General features: G+C 71.0%; 17 protein-coding genes and 2 rRNA genes. 13 read left to right on the top strand and 6 right to left on the bottom strand.

Annotated elements, in window-relative coordinates; genetic code table 11:
* Positions 1 to 20: 20 nt before the first annotated feature.
* Complete coding sequence (locus tag BMW88_RS21410) at positions 21 to 581, bottom strand: PadR family transcriptional regulator (protein ID WP_089953291.1); 561 nt, start codon at positions 579 to 581, stop codon at positions 21 to 23.
* A gap of 88 nt (positions 582 to 669) precedes the next feature.
* On the opposite strand from BMW88_RS21410, the gene BMW88_RS21405 reads away from it, so the two are divergent.
* Positions 670 to 2370 carry a glycoside hydrolase family 5 protein gene (locus BMW88_RS21405; protein WP_342715169.1) on the top strand — a complete coding sequence of 567 codons (1701 nt, stop codon included), beginning with the start codon at positions 670 to 672 and terminating at the stop codon, positions 2368 to 2370.
* Here BMW88_RS21405 and BMW88_RS21400 read toward each other — a convergent pair.
* Positions 2325 to 3059, bottom strand: coding sequence for an arylamine N-acetyltransferase family protein (locus BMW88_RS21400; RefSeq protein ID WP_089953288.1), 735 nt, complete (start codon positions 3057 to 3059; stop codon positions 2325 to 2327). The two genes, BMW88_RS21405 and BMW88_RS21400, sit on opposite strands and share 46 nt — an antisense overlap.
* Positions 3060 to 3076: 17 nt before the next feature.
* Here BMW88_RS21400 and BMW88_RS21395 point away from each other — a divergent pair, with 17 nt between their 5' ends.
* The 9 genes from BMW88_RS21395 to BMW88_RS21355 all read left to right on the top strand — a co-directional run bounded on the left by BMW88_RS21395 (position 3077) and on the right by BMW88_RS21355 (position 13831).
* Positions 3077 to 3886, top strand: coding sequence for a DUF72 domain-containing protein (locus BMW88_RS21395; RefSeq protein ID WP_089953286.1), 810 nt, complete (start codon positions 3077 to 3079; stop codon positions 3884 to 3886).
* Between the two features lie 39 nt (positions 3887 to 3925).
* The gene (locus tag BMW88_RS21390) at positions 3926 to 4282 is read left to right on the top strand and encodes a peptidase inhibitor family I36 protein (protein WP_089953283.1); all 357 of its coding nucleotides are present in this window, start codon (positions 3926 to 3928) and stop codon (positions 4280 to 4282) included.
* A 155-nt stretch (positions 4283 to 4437) separates the two neighbouring features.
* Entirely contained in the window at positions 4438 to 6804 is a 2367-nt protein-coding gene (locus tag BMW88_RS21385; protein ID WP_143116178.1) for an AAA family ATPase, read from the top strand.
* A complete protein-coding gene (locus tag BMW88_RS21380) occupies positions 6801 to 7187 on the top strand; it encodes a hypothetical protein (protein ID WP_143116177.1) in 387 nt (128 codons plus the stop codon). Before BMW88_RS21385 ends, BMW88_RS21380 begins: the two co-directional genes overlap by 4 nt.
* Before the next feature lie 8 nt (positions 7188 to 7195).
* Positions 7196 to 8026 carry a metallophosphoesterase family protein gene (locus tag BMW88_RS21375; RefSeq protein WP_089953277.1) on the top strand — a complete coding sequence of 277 codons (831 nt, stop codon included), beginning with the start codon at positions 7196 to 7198 and terminating at the stop codon, positions 8024 to 8026.
* On the top strand, positions 8023 to 10653 hold the full coding sequence (locus tag BMW88_RS21370; RefSeq protein WP_089953275.1) for an ATP-binding protein: 2631 nt from the start codon (positions 8023 to 8025) through the stop codon (positions 10651 to 10653). Before BMW88_RS21375 ends, BMW88_RS21370 begins: the two co-directional genes overlap by 4 nt.
* Positions 10654 to 10979: 326 nt before the next feature.
* On the top strand, positions 10980 to 11612 hold the full coding sequence (locus BMW88_RS21365) for a hypothetical protein (RefSeq protein WP_089953273.1): 633 nt from the start codon (positions 10980 to 10982) through the stop codon (positions 11610 to 11612).
* A gap of 82 nt (positions 11613 to 11694) precedes the next feature.
* Positions 11695 to 12606: an XRE family transcriptional regulator gene (locus BMW88_RS21360; protein ID WP_089953271.1), complete on the top strand. Its 912-nt coding sequence runs from the start codon at positions 11695 to 11697 to the stop codon at positions 12604 to 12606.
* Positions 12607 to 12904: 298 nt separating this feature from the next.
* A complete protein-coding gene (locus tag BMW88_RS21355; protein ID WP_089953269.1) occupies positions 12905 to 13831 on the top strand; it encodes a hypothetical protein in 927 nt (308 codons plus the stop codon).
* Here the strand turns inward: BMW88_RS21355 and BMW88_RS21350 are convergent.
* Positions 13804 to 14604: an NAD(P)H-binding protein gene (locus BMW88_RS21350; protein ID WP_089953268.1), complete on the bottom strand. Its 801-nt coding sequence runs from the start codon at positions 14602 to 14604 to the stop codon at positions 13804 to 13806. The two genes, BMW88_RS21355 and BMW88_RS21350, sit on opposite strands and share 28 nt — an antisense overlap.
* Before the next feature lie 88 nt (positions 14605 to 14692).
* On the opposite strand from BMW88_RS21350, the gene BMW88_RS21345 reads away from it, so the two are divergent.
* The 3 genes from BMW88_RS21345 (at position 14693) to BMW88_RS43375 (ending at position 15639) form a co-directional block, all read left to right on the top strand.
* Positions 14693 to 15052, top strand: a complete 360-nt coding sequence (locus tag BMW88_RS21345; RefSeq protein ID WP_089953266.1) for a nucleotide pyrophosphohydrolase — start codon at positions 14693 to 14695, stop codon at positions 15050 to 15052.
* Positions 15049 to 15336 (top strand): LURP-one-related/scramblase family protein, encoded by a 288-nt coding sequence (locus tag BMW88_RS43380; RefSeq protein ID WP_245777946.1) that lies wholly within the window; start codon positions 15049 to 15051, stop codon positions 15334 to 15336. The genes BMW88_RS21345 and BMW88_RS43380 overlap by 4 nt, the downstream gene beginning before the upstream one ends.
* Positions 15337 to 15450: 114 nt before the next feature.
* On the top strand, positions 15451 to 15639 hold the full coding sequence (locus tag BMW88_RS43375; RefSeq protein ID WP_245777945.1) for an LURP-one-related family protein: 189 nt from the start codon (positions 15451 to 15453) through the stop codon (positions 15637 to 15639).
* On the opposite strand, the gene BMW88_RS41985 is transcribed toward BMW88_RS43375, so the two are convergent.
* The 3 genes from BMW88_RS41985 to BMW88_RS21325 all read right to left on the bottom strand — a co-directional run.
* Positions 15636 to 15800, bottom strand: a complete 165-nt coding sequence (locus BMW88_RS41985) for a hypothetical protein (RefSeq protein WP_177221221.1) — start codon at positions 15798 to 15800, stop codon at positions 15636 to 15638. The two genes, BMW88_RS43375 and BMW88_RS41985, sit on opposite strands and share 4 nt — an antisense overlap.
* A 152-nt stretch (positions 15801 to 15952) precedes the next feature.
* Positions 15953 to 16069, bottom strand: a 5S ribosomal RNA gene (gene rrf / locus BMW88_RS21330).
* 102 nt (positions 16070 to 16171) lie between these two features.
* Positions 16172 to 16293, bottom strand: a 23S ribosomal RNA gene (locus BMW88_RS21325); the annotation flags it as partial.

Genomic DNA, 16293 nt, shown 5'->3' with positions numbered 1-16293 from the left:
CGCACCGGCCACCAGCACGCTCATCGCCCCTCCTCCGGCCACGCGAGCCCACCGGCCTCGATCTCGCCGGCGACCTCCTCCACCCACGCCAGTTCCGCCTCGGTCATCCGGGCCGCGTACTCGGCCTCGATCACGAACAACCGCGGCACCTCCCCGAGCGCCGCGGCGTGCGAGCGGCGGATCTCCTCCACCGACGCCCGCAGCCGGTCCGCCCTCTCCCGCAACGCCTCCACCGCGCCGGCAGGTCCGAGCGCGCCGAGGTAGCTGACCGCGGACAGGAACTTCGGGAACTCCGCCTGCGGCTCGCGCACCAGCCGGTCGACCCAGCGGGTGAACTCCTCCTGCCCCGCCGCGGTGAGCCCGTAGATCGTCCGCTCCGGACGCGCACCCACCTTCACCGTCTCGCGCGCCTCGATCCATCCCTCACGCACGAGCGCGCGCACCACGTCGTACAGCGATCCCGTCGTCACCTTGAAGGCGCGGTCCATCCCACGATCGCGCAACGTCGCGGCCATCGCATGCGGGTGCAAGGGCGACTCCAGCAACAACCCCAGCACCGCCATCCCCAGCGGATTCTTCATCACTCGGCTCCGATCGCTCGGATCCGAGTATTTGAGGTACGGCCCTGCTCGTCAACTAGCCTGCTCGGATATGAGAACGATTCGCGTCTTGGCTCCCCTGCTCCTGGCCGCGAGTGTCGTGGCTCCCGCGCAAGCCCATGCGGAGGAGGCGACCTGGACCGGCCCCTTGAGCACCCGAGGCCGGTGGGTGGTCGACGCCCACGGCGACCGCTTCAAGCTCAAGTCCGGCAACTGGCACGGTGCGAGCGGCACCTGGACCGGTTCCGGTGACATCACCGACCCCGCCACCCACCACGCCGGCGAGAAGGCCGACCAGGTTCCCCTGGGCCTCGACCGCGCGACGACGGCCACGATCATCAGCGGCTTCCGGGAGATCGGCGTCAACAGCGTCCGGTTGCCGTTCTCCAACCAGATGATCAAGGACACCACCCCGGTCACCGGGTTGAAGGACGCACACCTCAACGGCAAGCGCCCGCTGGAGGTCTACGACGCCGTCGTGGCGGAACTGACGCGCAACGGCCTCGCCGTCATCCTCAACAACCACACCACCACCTCGCGCTGGTGCTGCGGCGTCGACGGCAACGAGCGGTGGAACACCAGCCAGAGCACCGACCAGTGGATCACCGACTGGGCGTTCATGGCCGACCGCTACAAGTCGAACAAGCGCGTGGTCGGCGCCGACCTGTACAACGAGGTGCGCCGCACCGTCTGGGACGACCCGAACTGGGGCCGGGGCAACGACCACGACTGGCACAAGGCGTCCCAGCAGGCCGCCGACCGCATTCAGCGGACCGCGCCGGACCTGCTGGTCATCGTCGAGGGCATCAACTGGACCGGCATTCCCGTCGACGGCTTCGCGCACGGGCGGCCGACGCTGGAACCGGCGCGCTTCCTCAGCCACACGCTCGCCAACCCCGGCAAACTCGTGTACTCGGCCCACTTCTACGGCTACACCGGGCCGAACCACAGCGGTGCCACGGGAATCGGCGAGACGAGCGACCCGCGCTACCAGGACCTGACGCCCCAGCAGCTCACGGACGTCCTCCAACGCCAGGCCTTCTTCATCACCGAGGCGCAGAAGCACTTCACCGCGCCGTTGTGGGTCAGCGAGTTCGGCGTCGGCGGCATCGACGAGTCGAACCAGAAGGCGCGCGACTGGTTCGAGCGCTTCGTCGACCAGCTGATCGCCAACGACACCGACTTCGCCTACTGGCCGCTCGTCGGCTTCCACACCAACCGCTCCGGCAACAGCTGGGCGTTGCTGCGCTGGGACGCCGCCGGGAACCGCGTCGGCGTCAACGACGGTGACGACTGGCGGGCCGGCGCGTGGAACCGCCTGATCTCCGCACCGGGCCGCACCGGTCAGGTCCCGCACGAGACCCGGTGGAACATGCTCCTCAAGGAGTCGTGCCCGCAGAACGAGAAGCTCGTCGGCATCAGCCACACGGGCAACCGCGGGCTGTGCGTCAGCGGTCCGCAGTGGAGCGGCGCCACGAGGGTCACCAACGAACAGCACGTGACCCACGACTGGGCCTCCGGCTACACGAAGCTCCAGTGCCCCAGCGGAAACGCCGCAGTGGGGTACGCGAGCTTCACGCTGGTCTGCGCGCCCGTCGCGACGGGAACCAGCACGCGGGTCCTGTGGTTCGACCGGGGTGACAACCGGCCGGACCAGGGCGGCGACTGGGCCAACGGGCACTACAAGGGCCAATGCGCGCAGGACGAGCACATCGCCGGCGTCGCCTACAACTGGCGCAGGACGCCGGACGCGTTGCTCTGCCGGAAGTGAACCCCGAAGTGCTCCAGGAGGGCGGCCGCGGGATCGTCGACGTCAGTCGAGGTCTTGCGGCCGTTCTCCGTCACCACGAGCTTCGCACCGGCCACGGTGATCCGCCCGTCCGGCAGCGCGCGGGTGGCCATCGGCCCCTTGCGGAAGTGCGACTCCGGCGCGGTCTGCTGCCACCAGCAGGCCGGTACGAACTCCGCCAGCTCACGGGGCCTGCGTTCGAGCCGGTACGCGGGTGAACCGTCGTGCAGCACGTCCACGTCGTCGCCGTGGTCGCGCAGCCGGAACACACCGCACGGGTCCTGCTGGTCCTCCCGCGACGTCCACGACAGCGGGTGCAGCGAGAACGACCCGAACCCGACGTCCGCCAGCCACTCACCGTCCACGAGCAACGCCATGTGGTCGAACGGCGGCCCGAGGCGCTGCTCCTCGCCGTACACCCGCGCCGCGAGCAGGTCCACCTCGTACCCCAGGTCCCGCAACAACTCCGCGAACAACCCGTTGAGCTCGTAGCAGAACCCGCCCCGCCGCCGTTCGACGATCTTGTCGTGCAGCCACGGGACCTCCAGCACGATCCGGGTGTCCATGTGGGTGTCGAGGTTCTCGAACGGGACACTCAGCAGATGCCGTTCGTGCAGCTCGGCCAACGACGACGTGCGCGAGGCACCGATGCGCTGTAGGTAGGTGTCCACCGTGCCACGATAGCCACATGGGTGAGGTCAGGATCGGCACTTCGGGATGGGTGTACCCGCCCTGGCGCGGCAAGTTCTACCCCGAGGGGCTCACGCAGAAGCGCGAGCTGTCCTACCTGAGCCGGCAACTCGGCTCGGTCGAGATCAACGGCTCGTTCTACTCGCTGCAACGCCCGTCGAGCTACGAGAGGTGGGCGGCGGAGACGCCGGACGACTTCGTCTTCGCGGTCAAGGGCAGCCGCTTCATCACGCACATGAAGCGCCTCAAGGACGGCGACGAGCTGCTTTCGAACTACCTGGCGTCCGGCGTGCTCGCCCTGGGCCCGAAGCTCGGCCCGATCCTCTGGCAGCTCCCGCCCACGCTGAAGTACGACCCGGAGCTGCTCACCGGCTTCTTCGAGCACCTGCCCCGCACCACCACCGAGGCCGCGAAGATCGCCGAGCGCCACGACCACCGCGTCGACCCGGCCCACACCACCACGGACGCCGAACGGCCGATGCGCCACGCCCTCGAGATCCGCCACGACAGCTACCGGACACCGGAGTTCCTCGACCTGCTCAAGCGCCACGACATCGCGCTCGTGGTCGCGGACGCCGCCGGCAAGTACCCGCTGATCGAAGAGGTCACCAGCGACTTCGTCTACGTGCGCCTGCACGGGCACGACGAGCTCTACGTCAGCGGCTACACCGACGAGGGCCTCGACATGTGGGCGGAGAAGGTCCGCGGCTGGGCGGAGCAGGGCGACGTGTTCGTCTACTTCGACAACGACGCGAAGGCCTACGCCCCGCGCGACGCGAAGGCGCTCCAAGATCGTCTGGCCGAGTGAGCCGAATGGCCGCACACTCGTCGCGACGGAGGTGCGCCCATGCCGACGAAGAGCCTTATCGCCGCCCTGGTGGTCACCGCGGGCGCGGTCGCCTCCAGTGGGATCGCCGTGGCGCAGAGTGACAAGTCCTGCGACAAGGGCGAGTTCTGCGTGTGGGCCGGACCGGACTACACGGGAGCCGTGCAGCGCCTCGACCTGGAGTCCGCGAACCCGGACGAGTGCATCCCGCTGAGCGTCGTCGGCAGGTCCTTCGTCAACCGCCTGAGCAGGGACGCGACCGTCTACCAGCGCGAGACCTGCTCGACGGAGGCCGAGTTCACCACCTACCCCAAGCACGGCACCTACGTGCCGGACGCCTACTTCGTGGTCAGGGCCTTGCAGGTGTGGGGGCCATAACGACGGCGAACTACTTCGGTCACACTAGGTAACACCACTCGATCGTGTGAGTACTCGCCAGTAGGTCACTTTTGCTGCCTAGGTTGCCGCCCTATCGAGTGGTGGCAGCTGGAGGAAATGTGACCGTGGCGGGTGAAGCCGGGTTACTCGAACTGATGGCCGGGCGACTGGCCGAAGACGATCTCAGCCCACGAGCGGCCGACCTGGTGCTCGCGGCGTGCCTGGGCGAAGCGGCGCTGGAGCGCGCGCTCGCCGGCGCGCCCGCCCGCCACGACGCCCCGCGAGAACCGGTGGACTGCCCCGGCCAGGGGATCTTCGTGTCGGAGATCCGGGTGCGCGGGTTCCGGGGCATCGGTCCCGAGGCGCGCCTGCCGCTGGCGCCGGGGCCGGGACTGACCGTCGTCACCGGCCGCAACGGCTCGGGCAAGTCGAGCTTCGCCGAAGCCGCGGAACTGGCGCTGACCGGCCACAACGCCCGCTGGACCCGCGCGCGGCACGACGTGTGGCGGCAGGGCTGGCGCAACCTGCACCACCGGGACACCGCCGTCGAGCTGGAGCTCGTGCAGGCAGCGCTGCCGGACCGGACGACGATCCGAAGACGCTGGGCGCCCGAGGACGAGCTGTCCCAGGGCGAGTGGACGCAGGACGGCGAACCGTTCGACGAGCACAGGTGGCGCGACGCGCTGGAGACCTACCGGCCGTTCCTGCCCTACAGCGAGCTGGGCACCGTTCTCGACGCCCAGCCGGAGGACCTCTACGAGGCGTTGCACCGCCTCCTCGGGCTGGAGGCGATCACCGAGGCGCAGCAGTCCCTCGCCGAGCACCGCAAACACCTCGCCGAGGTCGTCGCCCGCCCCCACGACCGGCGGGAACGGGTGCGCGCGGAGCTGGCGGCGGCACCGGACGACCGCGCCCGCCGCGCCGCGGAGCTGCTCGGCAGCGACTCCCCCGACCTCGACGCGATCGCGGACCTCGCGCTCGGCGCCGGCGTCGGCGGCGGGACGGGCCTGCTACACCGGGTCGTGGACTTGGTGCTGCCGCCCGGCGACGAGGTCGACCGGTGCCGCGAGCAGCTCGACCAGGCGCTCGGCGCGGTCACCGCGGTGGCGACGGACAACGCGCAGGACTCGTTGCGGTGCAGCGAGATCCTGCGGCTCGCGATCCAGCTCCAGGAGTCCGGCGGCGACGAGTCGTGCCCGGTGTGCGGGCTGGGCCGGCTCGACGGCCTGTGGCTCGCCAGGGCCGGGGAACGCGCCGAGCACCTCGCCAAGGCCGCCGGGGAGCTGCACGAGGCCGCGGACCGGCTGGACGTGGCGGTCGCCGCCGCGCGGGCGCTGTGCCAGCCGGCGCCGGAGGTGCTGCTGGAGACGCAGGACGTGCTCGACACCACGACCGCGCTGCAGGCGTGGCAGGCCTGGCAGGACTGCGCCTCGATCGACGACCCGGTGCGGCTGCGCCGGGAGCTGTTCGACCGCTTCGCCGAGCTGGCCGCGGCGGTGGACCAGCTGAAGTCCGTGGCGCGCGAGCAGATCGACCGGCTCGACCTCATGTGGCGGCCGATGGCGATCGCGTTGTTCGAGTGGCATTCCCAGGCGCAGCAGGCGCTCGCGGACGCCGAGGTGCTCGCGGACGTGACCGAGGCGGAGAACTGGATCCGCGGGACCGCGGCGACGCTGCGGTCCGAGCGCATCGCGCCGTTCGCGAAGGAGTCGCAGCGGATCTGGCAGCGGTTGCGGCAGCAGAGCAACGTCGAGTTCGGCGCGGTGCGGCTCGGCGGCACCCGCAACGTCGAGCTGGACGTGTCGGTCGACGGCGTCTCGAACTCGGCGCTCGCGGTGATGAGCCAGGGCGAGCTGCACTCGCTGGGCCTCGCGCTGTTCCTGCCGCGCGCGATGGTGGACGAGAGCCCGTTCCGGTTCGTGGTGGTCGACGACCCCGTGCAGGCGATGGACCCGTCCAAGGTGGACGGTCTCGCGCAGGTGCTCGCGGACGTCGCGCTGACGCGCCAGGTCGTGGTCTTCACGCACGACGAACGACTCGTGGAGGCGTTGCGGCGCTTGCGGTTGGCCGCGACGGTCCGGGAGGTCTGCCGCGGTGAGGGCTCCGTCGTGCGGGTGCGGACGTCCGACGACCCGGTCGGCCGGTGCCTCGACGACGCCCGCGCGGTGCGGGGTGACGAGGACCTGCCGGAGGCGTTGCGGGCCGAGCTGGTGGCGTCGTGCTGCCGGGCGGCGCTGGAAGCGGCCTCGCACGCCCGGTTCCGGCGCGAGCGGCTCGGCCGCGGCACGCCGCACGCCGAGGTCGAACGCGCGCTGGAGTGCGCGCTGACGACCAGGCAGAAGATCGCGCTGGCCGTGTTCGACGACCTCTCCGCGACGGCGGAGCTGGTGCCGCACCTGGAGGACGTCGTGGGCGGCTGGGCGGTCGAGCTGCTGCGGGCGTGCCGGGTCGGCGGTGACTGCGGCGACCTCGACGTGCTGATCCGCGACACCGAGCTGCTGGCGGGGTGGTTGCAGCGATGAGCCTCCCCTCGGACGTGCGGGACCGGCTGACCTGCGTGGCGGGCCTGCTGGCGCGCCCGGAGCAGCTCGACGGCGTGCGGATCCGGTGCTGCGCCGAGCTGCTGCGCACCGCGGTGGAACGGTCCGTCGCCGGCGCTTGCGGCGCGGAGAACACCGACCGGCCGGTGCACGCCCTGCTGATCAGCCTGCCGTCCCACGTGGACGCCGACGTGGCGCACGACGCCTCCCAGCTGTGGCACGCGCTGAGCCGCGCGATCCGGCACCACGGCTACGAGCTGAGCCCGACCGTCGCGGAGCTGCGCGGCTGGCACGCCGACACCGCGGCCGTCGCCGCGGCCCTGCGACCGACCCTGACCCTGTCCGGCACCATCGACCTCACCTGAAGGCACCGGTGAAACTGCTGCTGTTCGCGGACCTGCACCTGGACGCGCGCTTCCCGAGTGACGGTCCCGCGCGGCGCCGGGCGTTGCGCGACGCGCTGGGCCGCATCGTCGACCTCGCGCAGGAGTCGGACGCCGACGCGGTGCTGTGCGCCGGCGACCTCTACGAGCAGGACCGCTGCTCCCCTGCGACGGCCGCGTTCCTGCGGTCGGCGTTCGACTGCTCGCTGCCGGTGTTCCTGGCGCCGGGCAACGACGACCGGTACGGGCCGCAGTCGGTCTACCGGCAGGTCGACTGGACGCCGAACGTGCACGTGTTCTCCGCCGAGGCGCTGACGCCCGTGGAGCTGACCGACGGCGTCACGCTGTGGGGTGCCGCGAACGTCGGTCCCGGCCCGGCGCGCGACCTCCTCGACGGCTTCGCGGTGAACCGGGGCGGGGTGAACCTGGCCCTGTACCACGGTTCCGCACCGGCGGACGTCGCGATCACCGGCCTGGACCACGCGTTCCTGGGACACGTGCACACACCGGAGCACGCCGGCCGCCACACCTACCCCGGCAACCCGGCCCCGCTGACGCCCGGCGAGACCGGCGAGCGCGGAGCCGTCCTGTGCACGGTGTACGACGACGGCACGGTGTCGCGCGAGGTGTTCGACGTGTCTCGGTCATTGGGCTGGCGGGAGTCGGAAGCGGCGTTGTCGTTGCCGGACCTGAACTCCCTCACGGCGGAGCGGACCGTGCGCGGTCAGTTCGTGCGCGACGTGCTCGCGGACACTTCCTTGGACCCGGCGGTGCGCGACCGCGTGCTGTCCGCCGGCTTGCGGGCGTTGGAGGAGCGATGAGGATCGAATCCGTTACCGCGCACGCGTTCGGGCCGCTGCACGACCGGACGTTGCCCCTCGCCCCGGGACTGACGGTGGTGGCGGGCCTGAACGAGTCCGCGAAGTCGTCGTGGCACGCCGCCATCCACGCCGCGTTGTGCGGTGAACCGTCGTCGCGGCACCGCCCGTGGCACGGCGAGTCCTGGCGGGTGAAGGCGGTGGTGTCGCTCGCCTCCGGCGAGGTCGTGTCCGTGGACCGCGACCTGACCGACGACTCGGCGCCGGACCTCTCGCGCCGGATCGGGCTGGACCGCGCCTCGTTCGCCGCCACCGCCTGCGTGGACCAGGCACAGCTGCTGGCGGTCCTGGACGTGGCCGGCGGCCTGCAGGACCACCTGCGCCGGGCCGCCGCCACCGCGGGCACCGACGGCACGGTGGAGCAGGCGTTGCAGCGCCTCACCCCACCGGCCGACGCGGTCCGCGACGCCCGCAACCGCTTGCGCGAGGCCGAGACCGACCTCGCCGTGGCCCGCCGCGAACACGCCCGCTACCTGGACCTGGGCGCACGCGCCCGGCTGGCCGCCGCGGCCGAGGCCCGTCTCGCCGTGCAGGAGCACGCAGCGTCGCTCGAAGCGCTGTCCGCTCGCGTGGCACGGCTGACGGAGCTGAAGGAGCGCTTCGGCGACTCCGCCCCGTCCGGCCTCGCCGCGCAGGAGGAGCTCACCCACCTGGTCAACCGCGCGCTGGCCGCGTGGCGCGCCGCACCGACCCCGCGCGTGCTGACCGGCCCGTCGGCGTCGGCGCTGCGCGGCGAACTGGAAGCCCTGCCGGACTTCCCCGTCGGCGAGACCGCGGTGGACGACGAGCTGAGAGTGGTGGCAACGGCGTACGAGACCGCGTCCGCCATCGCCGCGGCGCACGACGAACGCCGCCCAGCGCCCGCGACGTCCGCCGAACCGTCGGTGCTGCGCGGCCTGGCCACCCGCCTGGACCCGGCCGCGGGCGCCCGCCTGACCACCGCCTCGATCGAGGTGGACACCGCCCGCCGGCAGCAGGACGAAGCCGCCGCCACCGCGGCCCGAGCGCGGGTGGAAGCCGACGTGGCGGCGGCGCACGTGCAGGAGATCGCGCCGCCGAACCCGTGGCTGCGCTCGGCACTGCTGGCCCTGAGCTGCCTCACGACGCTGGTGGGCCTGCTCCTCTTCCTGGCCGGCCAGCTGCTGCCCGCCGTCGGCGTCCTGCTGGCGGCGGTCGTGGCGGGCTTCGTCGGCGCTCTCGGCCGCGACAACGCCCCCGCCCGCGAGGCCGCCGTCACCTTCGCCGCCGACCGCGCCGCGGACGCCACGAGAGCCAGGGCCCGGCTGTTCGCGGCGGACCGCCGGCTGGCCGAGGCCGAGGGCCAGCGCGCCGTGGCGCTGGAGGCCGTCCGCGTCCACGACGCCGCCGCCGCGGAGTGCGCCTCGCTGTCCGTTCCGCCCGACCGCGAGACGTTGTGGCGCCTGGCCAACCGCGCCGCCTGGGAAGCCGGCCACGCGGACCTGCTCTGCGAGGTGGCGCGCACCGAGAAGGCCGTCCGGGTGGAACTGGCGGCCCGCGGCAGGACCGACCCCGGCATGCCGCTGCCGGACCTGCTCGTGGACTACGAGACGGACTGCAAGGTTCGCGCCCGCCAGGCGCTGCTGGCCGCCCGACGCCCCCTGCTGGCCCAAGCCCTCTCCGACCGCCTGCTGGCCGAGGCCACCGTCGCCGAGGCCGCCGCCGCTCGGGCGCGGGCCGTCGACCTCCTGCGCGAGGCGGTGACCGCGATCGGCGGCACCGGCGAACGCCCGGAAGACCTGCTGCGCGCGATCGCCGAGTGGCAACGCGGCTGGGACCGCCTGCTGCGCGAGGCGGAGGACGAGCGCAACGCGTGGGCCGAACTGCAGACCCTGCAGGCCGCAGGCACGTTGGACGACCTGGAGGCCACGCTCTCCGCGGCGCAGACCCACCACGCGACGCTGCTGGAGGCCGCCTCCCGCCACACCGCCTGCGGCCCGGTGGACCCGGCACTGGCCGCGTCCCGCGACGCACTGGCCGCCACCGTCGCCGAACTGTCGCGCTGCCTGCCCAGCGTCCCGGACGCGGAGGAGGCCGTGCAGGCCGCCGCCGCGGCCCTGGCCGAGGTGACCGCCGAGGCCGAGGCCGTCGACCTGGCGTCGAGGTACCTGACCGCCGCCCGTGAGAAGGTGCACAGCACCATCGCTCCGGCGCTGGAAGACACCCTCCGGACGTGGCTGCCTCTCGTGACCGATGGCCGCTATGTGGACGCTGCCGTGGACCCGGTGTCTTTGACCGTGCGGGTGTGCGCCTCCTCCGATACGTGGCACCAGGCTTCGCGGTTGTCGCTGGGGACCGCCGAGCAGGTTTACCTGCTGCTGCGTGTTGCGCTTGCTCAGCACCTCGCCACCGAATCCTGTCCGTTGTTGTTGGACGACGTCACCGTGCAGGCCGACGATGCGCGGACTCGGGCGGTGCTGGACCTGCTGCTGCGGTTGTCGGGAGATCGGCAGATCGTCCTGTTCGCCCAGGAGACCGCCGTGGTGGAGTGGGCACGGGAGCGGCTGGGTGAGCGGGACGTGCTACACCTGCTCACGCCGGTGGCGGCGTGAGCAGGCCAGCGGGCGGCTTCACCCGCCCCCGTTCCCGGTTCGCCTTCGTAGGCCTTCGGCAGCCGGCCTCGCTCGGGCATGAGTGCCAGGAGCTCCCGTCGACGAACAAGGCGATCTTCGTCCGGGAACCTCACCCCACGCCGGGTGCAGCGCCCGGCGAACCGCCGGCTCCGGCACGGCGGGGCCCCACGCATCACCTTGAAGGTCGCTCCAGAGGCGCTGGGCCCGGGCCGACGTAGCGGTACACGCCCGCAGTGTCCCGGAGTTGCCGTGTCCCGGAATGCGGTGTCCCGGAATTGTCAGACCCCGTCGCTACCGTCGGTCCCATGACCAACGCCGCATTCCGCAAGCTCACCCCCACCACCGGCGAGCGGCTCGCCGAGCTGGGCCTGCGCCTTTCCGTCCTGGACCGCGCGGTCGCCGCCGGCATCGACGCCCGCGCCGCCTCGCCACCGTTCGGGCCCACCAACGCGGCGGGGCTGCTCGACTGGATCCACCGGGTCGGCACCCTCCGCCAGCTCCTCGCCGACGAGGGCTGGCAGCGGCTCGACCACTGGAACGCCGGCCTGAGCCGGCACCCGTCACGGCCGATCCTGCTGGGCACCCTCCAGGGCAACAGGGCCACGGGCTCGCCGGAAGCGCCGTTGCGCAGCGACTACGCGAAGGGGCCCGCCATCGCGGCGATGATGCGCGACAACGACCACGACCAGTTCGCGCTGTTCGAGAACATGCGCAGCGAGGGGCTGAAGCTGTGGTTCCTCGTCACGTACCCGATGCAGCTCAAGGACCGGCTCGTGGTGCTGCGGGAGGTGTCGCAGCCGGAGCCCACCCCGCAAAACCAGGTGATCGAGCGGTGGGCGCACCGGATCCCACTGCCGTCGATGGAGTTCCCGCAGCTCAAAGGCCCCACTGCGGACGGTCCGGAGGAGGTGGACTTCCCGGTCGCCCTGCGTCGCTGACGACGAGGGGCGGAAAGCGCGGAGGCGAGCAGTCCCACCCCGCCTGGCATCGCGGCGCGGCAGCGGTGAGAATGACCGGATCATGCTCACGCCCTCGCGACTCACGCTCGCCCGCACCCGGCGCGGACTCAGCGCAGCCGAGCTGGCGCGCAAGGCGGGGGTGCAGGCGCGGGCCATCGGTGAGTACGAGCGCGGGCTGCGCAGTCCCCAGCCCGCCACCGTCGAGTCGCTGGCCGGGGCGCTCGGGTTCCCGGCTGCCTTCCTGACCGCGCCGGAACCGCCGAGGCCCCAGCTCGTGCCGCGGCACGCGCCGGAGAAGGTGCAGGCCACCGCGGCGGCTCAGCTGGCGATCGAGTTCAACGGCTGGCTGGAACGCCTGTTCGTGCTGCCGCAGCCCGACCTGCCGCCACCCAGGACGTCACCGGGTAAGACGCGCCAGGGCTGGCGGCTCGACCTGGGACCGGCGCCGAACATGGTGCAGTTGCTGGAGTCGCACGGCGTGCGGGTGTTCTCGCTGCCGGTGGACTGCGCCGAGCAAGCGGCGTTCTCGTGCTGGCACAACGGGACCCCGTACGTCTTCCTGAACCCGACGGCCACGCCGGAGCAGGCGAGGTTCGACGCGGCCGTTCAACTTGCCGTCCTGGTCGGACACGACGAACCGCACGGGTTCGCCGCCGAGTTCCTCATGCCGCAGAAGCAGCTGCACGGTACTGATCACCGGCATTGGCACGTGGCCAGGGAGCAGTTCGCGCTGAAGGCGAACCTGGACAGCCCCGCGCCGGGCGGGATGACCCGCCGGGAGACCTCCCGGCTGCTCACCAAGGTGTTCAAGGTCCTCCGCGAGAACGGCACGACACCGCTGCACGTGGCCAAGGAGCTCAACCTGGGCCTGGAGGAGCTCAACGGGCTGGTGTTCGGCCTCGTGCTGACCGCCCTGCCGGGCGGCGGCGAACCGGGCCCCCGAGGACGCGCGCGCCTCACCCTGGTCCACTGATCCGGCCTGGAGCACTGACGCTGCTGTCCCCGCGTCCTGCTGTCCGCGGCCCTGTGGATGGCCTTCGGCGGCATTTCCTGCGGCACCGCACGGGCATGGGCTTCTCCGGCACCACGCGGAAGCTCGCCGAAGAGAAACCGCGGCCGCCGTTGGCCCGACGACCCTGATTCGCGTCACCGTCCGATTACCGATCGCAATTTGCAGTCCATTTTGTAGCCCGAACGGGCGATTTCTGAAACGCATCGTCCGGCATGTCCGACACTGAGAGTGACGGGACGCCGAGTCGTGAGGACACCCCATGACGATGCAGCAACGAACCGAACCTTCGCCCGCCGCAGTCTTGATCTCCGTCGCCGTGCTCGCGCTGGTTCTGACCGTTGCTTTCGGCCCGCTGGGCTTCGTCATCGGTCTCGCGTTGTTCGCGTTGATGTTCGCCGGTGCGAAGCACAGAACGCCCGAACAGTTCACTCCGGTGCGCATCCGCTCTCGTCTCCGCCGGCTGTCCACGGCGGGCCGGGTCGCCGTCGTCGGCGAATCACAGCACCAGGACGCCATCGCCGAGATCGCGAGGCACTCGACGGTTCCCCTGCTCGAGGAGGGCGTGCCCGCGACGGCGGTGCTGGTGCCGGAGCCCACCGACCGGCACGACCGGCACGACCGCCGGGCCGTGCGGGTCGACCTGCTGCGCGCCGACGGCTCCGCGGTCACCGCCGGCTACCTGCGCGGCGACCAGGTTGCCGACTACCGGCCGCTCCTGCTCGAACTGGCCGAGCGCGGCGAGGTCGGTTCGTGCCCGGCCCGCATCATGGGCGCCGAGCAGGGCCATTACGGCGTACACCTGCACCTCGGCGCCCCTCGACTGCTGATGCTCGACCACGAGGCCCTCGGCACGGCGTCGACAATGCCCGCCGAGCAGCAGGTCACCGTCACGAGCGAAGAAGCGCATCAGCACGTGCTGCACCGCGTGGTGGACGGCCGCACGCCCGTCCACGTCATCGCCGAACTGAGGGAGTCCCGCATCACCAACGGGACTCACACGGGCGAACGCACTCTCGAGGTGCTGCTCGAAGGCGAAAGCGTCGGCCAGCTCAACTACGCGATGGGATTGCGCTATTACGACATCGCGCAAGAGTGGAGCGCCTACACGGGACGTGCGCTCTGCGAAGCGGTCATCACCAACAAGGGCACGCGCGGCCTTCAGGCGAACTTGCTGCTGCCCAGGTAGTCCGCGAACGTCCTCGGTTCCCGGCCGAGAACCCGCTGCACGCCGTCGGACAGGTGCGCCTCGGCTCCGGTGCGGATGCGCACTAGCAACTTAGTGACCAGGTCGGCGATCTCGTCCGGGTAGCCGAGCCCGCGCAACGAGGCGGAGAACTCGTCGGGGCTGATGTCGCGGTAGGCGACGGGGGTGCCGGTGACCGCGACGATCCGGGCCAGCATCTCGGCGAACGACAGCGATTCCGGTCCGCTCAGGTCGTAGGTCCGGCCGGCGTGGCCCGGACGGGTCAGCGCGGCGACGGCGACCTCGGCGATGTCGGCCACGTCGATGAACGGGTGGACGCCCTGACCGGCGGGCACGGCGAGTTCGCCCTGCCGCACGGGAGCCGCGAACAGGTCCTCGTCGAAGTTCTGCATGAACCAGGTCGGCCGCAGGATCGTCCATTCGACACCCGAGCCCTTGATCGCCGCCTCGGACGGGTCGTCGTCGGGTGCGCCGCGCATGGACAGCAGCACGAGCCGCGTGACACCGGACCGCACGGCCCGCAGCACGAACTCGGCGAGCAGCGCGGGGTTGTCCGGCGGCACCACGTACACGGCGGTGGCACCGGCGAGGGCCGGCTCCCAGGTCTCCGGGGCAGACCAGTCGAACCTCGTGGCCGACGACCGCGACGCCGGGCGGGCCGCGGACCCCAGGAGGTCGGTGACGCGGCGACCGGTCTTGCCGGTGGCACCGAGCACGAGGATGGTGGATGACTTGATTTCGCTCAACGTTGACATGACTCAAGCCAATCAACATTGACACGGACGATCCATGCCCGGACAGCCGCCATCCTTGCTCGTTCGTCCACGTGGTAGTCAGTGGAGCATGAGTGATCGTGACCTCGTGGACCTGAGGGATGCGCTGCGGGAGTTCGCCGCCGCCCGCGACTGGGACACCTACCACACGCCGAAGAACCTGGTGATGGCCTTGTCCGCGGAGGTCGGCGAGCTCACCGACCTCTTCCAGTGGCTCACGCCGGACGAGGCGAAGAACGCGATGGAAGACCCGCAACTGGCCTGGAACGTCCGGGACGAGCTCGCGGACGTGATGCACTACCTGACCAGGCTGGCGGACAAGCTCGGCGTCGACCTCGTCGAGGCCGCGTTCGCCAAGATCGAGCGCAACGAACGCCGGTTCCCCACGGGGGACCTGAAGCCCGTCCCCGTCGAGAAAGGCGAGCTGTGAGTCTGCAGAACGTGCACGTCTTCCACGTGCACCAGAAGGTCACGTTCATGGTCAACCGCTACGAGGTCTTCGTCGACGACAACGGCCGGCCGGGCCGGTTGGTCGGCTTCGCCGAGCAGAAGCGGCTCAAGATCAAGGAGCGGGTCACGATCTACACCGATCCGTCGAAGAACGAGGTGCTGTTCGAGTTCAACGCCCGCAAGGTGATCGACCTGGGCGGCGGCTACGACGTGACCGACGCCGGCGGTCAGCGGATCGGGTTGTTCCGCAAGGACTTCGCCTAGTCGCTGCTGCGGTCGACCTGGCACCTGGAGCAGCCGGGCTGGGGCGCGACGACCGGCGCGGAGCGCACCAAGTGGCTCGCGGGCTTCCGCCGGCTGTGGCAGTGGATCCCGGTCGTGGGAGACGCGCCGTTCCCCATGCGGTATCACTTCGACTTCGTCACGGAGAACGGCGCTCCCGTGTTCAGCGTCGACAAGAAGACCTGGCTCAGGGACCACTACCTGGTCACGATCCAGGATCCTGGCGTCGACCGCCGGCTCGTGATCGCTCAGGCCGTGGCGCTCGACGCGCTGCAGTCCCGCTAGAGGTACGTCAGCAGGAGGAGGATCAGGCACACCAGCAGCACGACGCCGAGCACTGCGGGCAGGAGCGACTGCGAGGACGGCGCGGGCTCGCGGGCGTGCCTGCCCCGCCTCCTGCGCGCTCGCCACCGCAAAGGTGCCTCCCCTGCCCACTGATCGTTCATGGCGATCACGGTAGGGACGAACGACCCGTGCCTGAGCTGCATCACCCGCTCGCCTCGGAGGCGTCACCCGGACGGCCGCTGCCGGGTGATCGGGCACATGCAAAAAGCCCTGCGGGGAGCGCTTGTGGCGCTCAACCCGCAGGGCAAATTATGTTCGGCGGCGACCTACTCTCCCACACCGTAACCAGTGCAGTACCATCGGCGCAGAAGGGCTTAACTACCGGGTTCGGAATGGGACCGGGTGTTTCCCCAACGCTATAACCACCGAAACACTATGGAATTCACAACCCAAACCCCGAACCGCCACAGCGGCAGGGCTCGATCGGTTCTGGTTGTTCTTCCAGAACCGCACAGTGGATGCGTAGCGTCTTCGTAACAAGTCCTCGGCCTATTAGTACCAGTCAGCTCCAACCGTTACCGGTCTTCCACCTCCGGCCTATCAACCCAGTGGTCTAGCTGGGGGCCTTAACTCACGAAGAGTGGGATACCTCAT

The organism is Lentzea xinjiangensis, assembly GCF_900110955.1.
GTDB lineage: Bacteria > Actinomycetota > Actinomycetes > Mycobacteriales > Pseudonocardiaceae > Lentzea > Lentzea xinjiangensis.
Note: the sequence above shows the minus strand (reverse complement) of the source record. Positions and strands in the feature narration are given on the sequence as shown.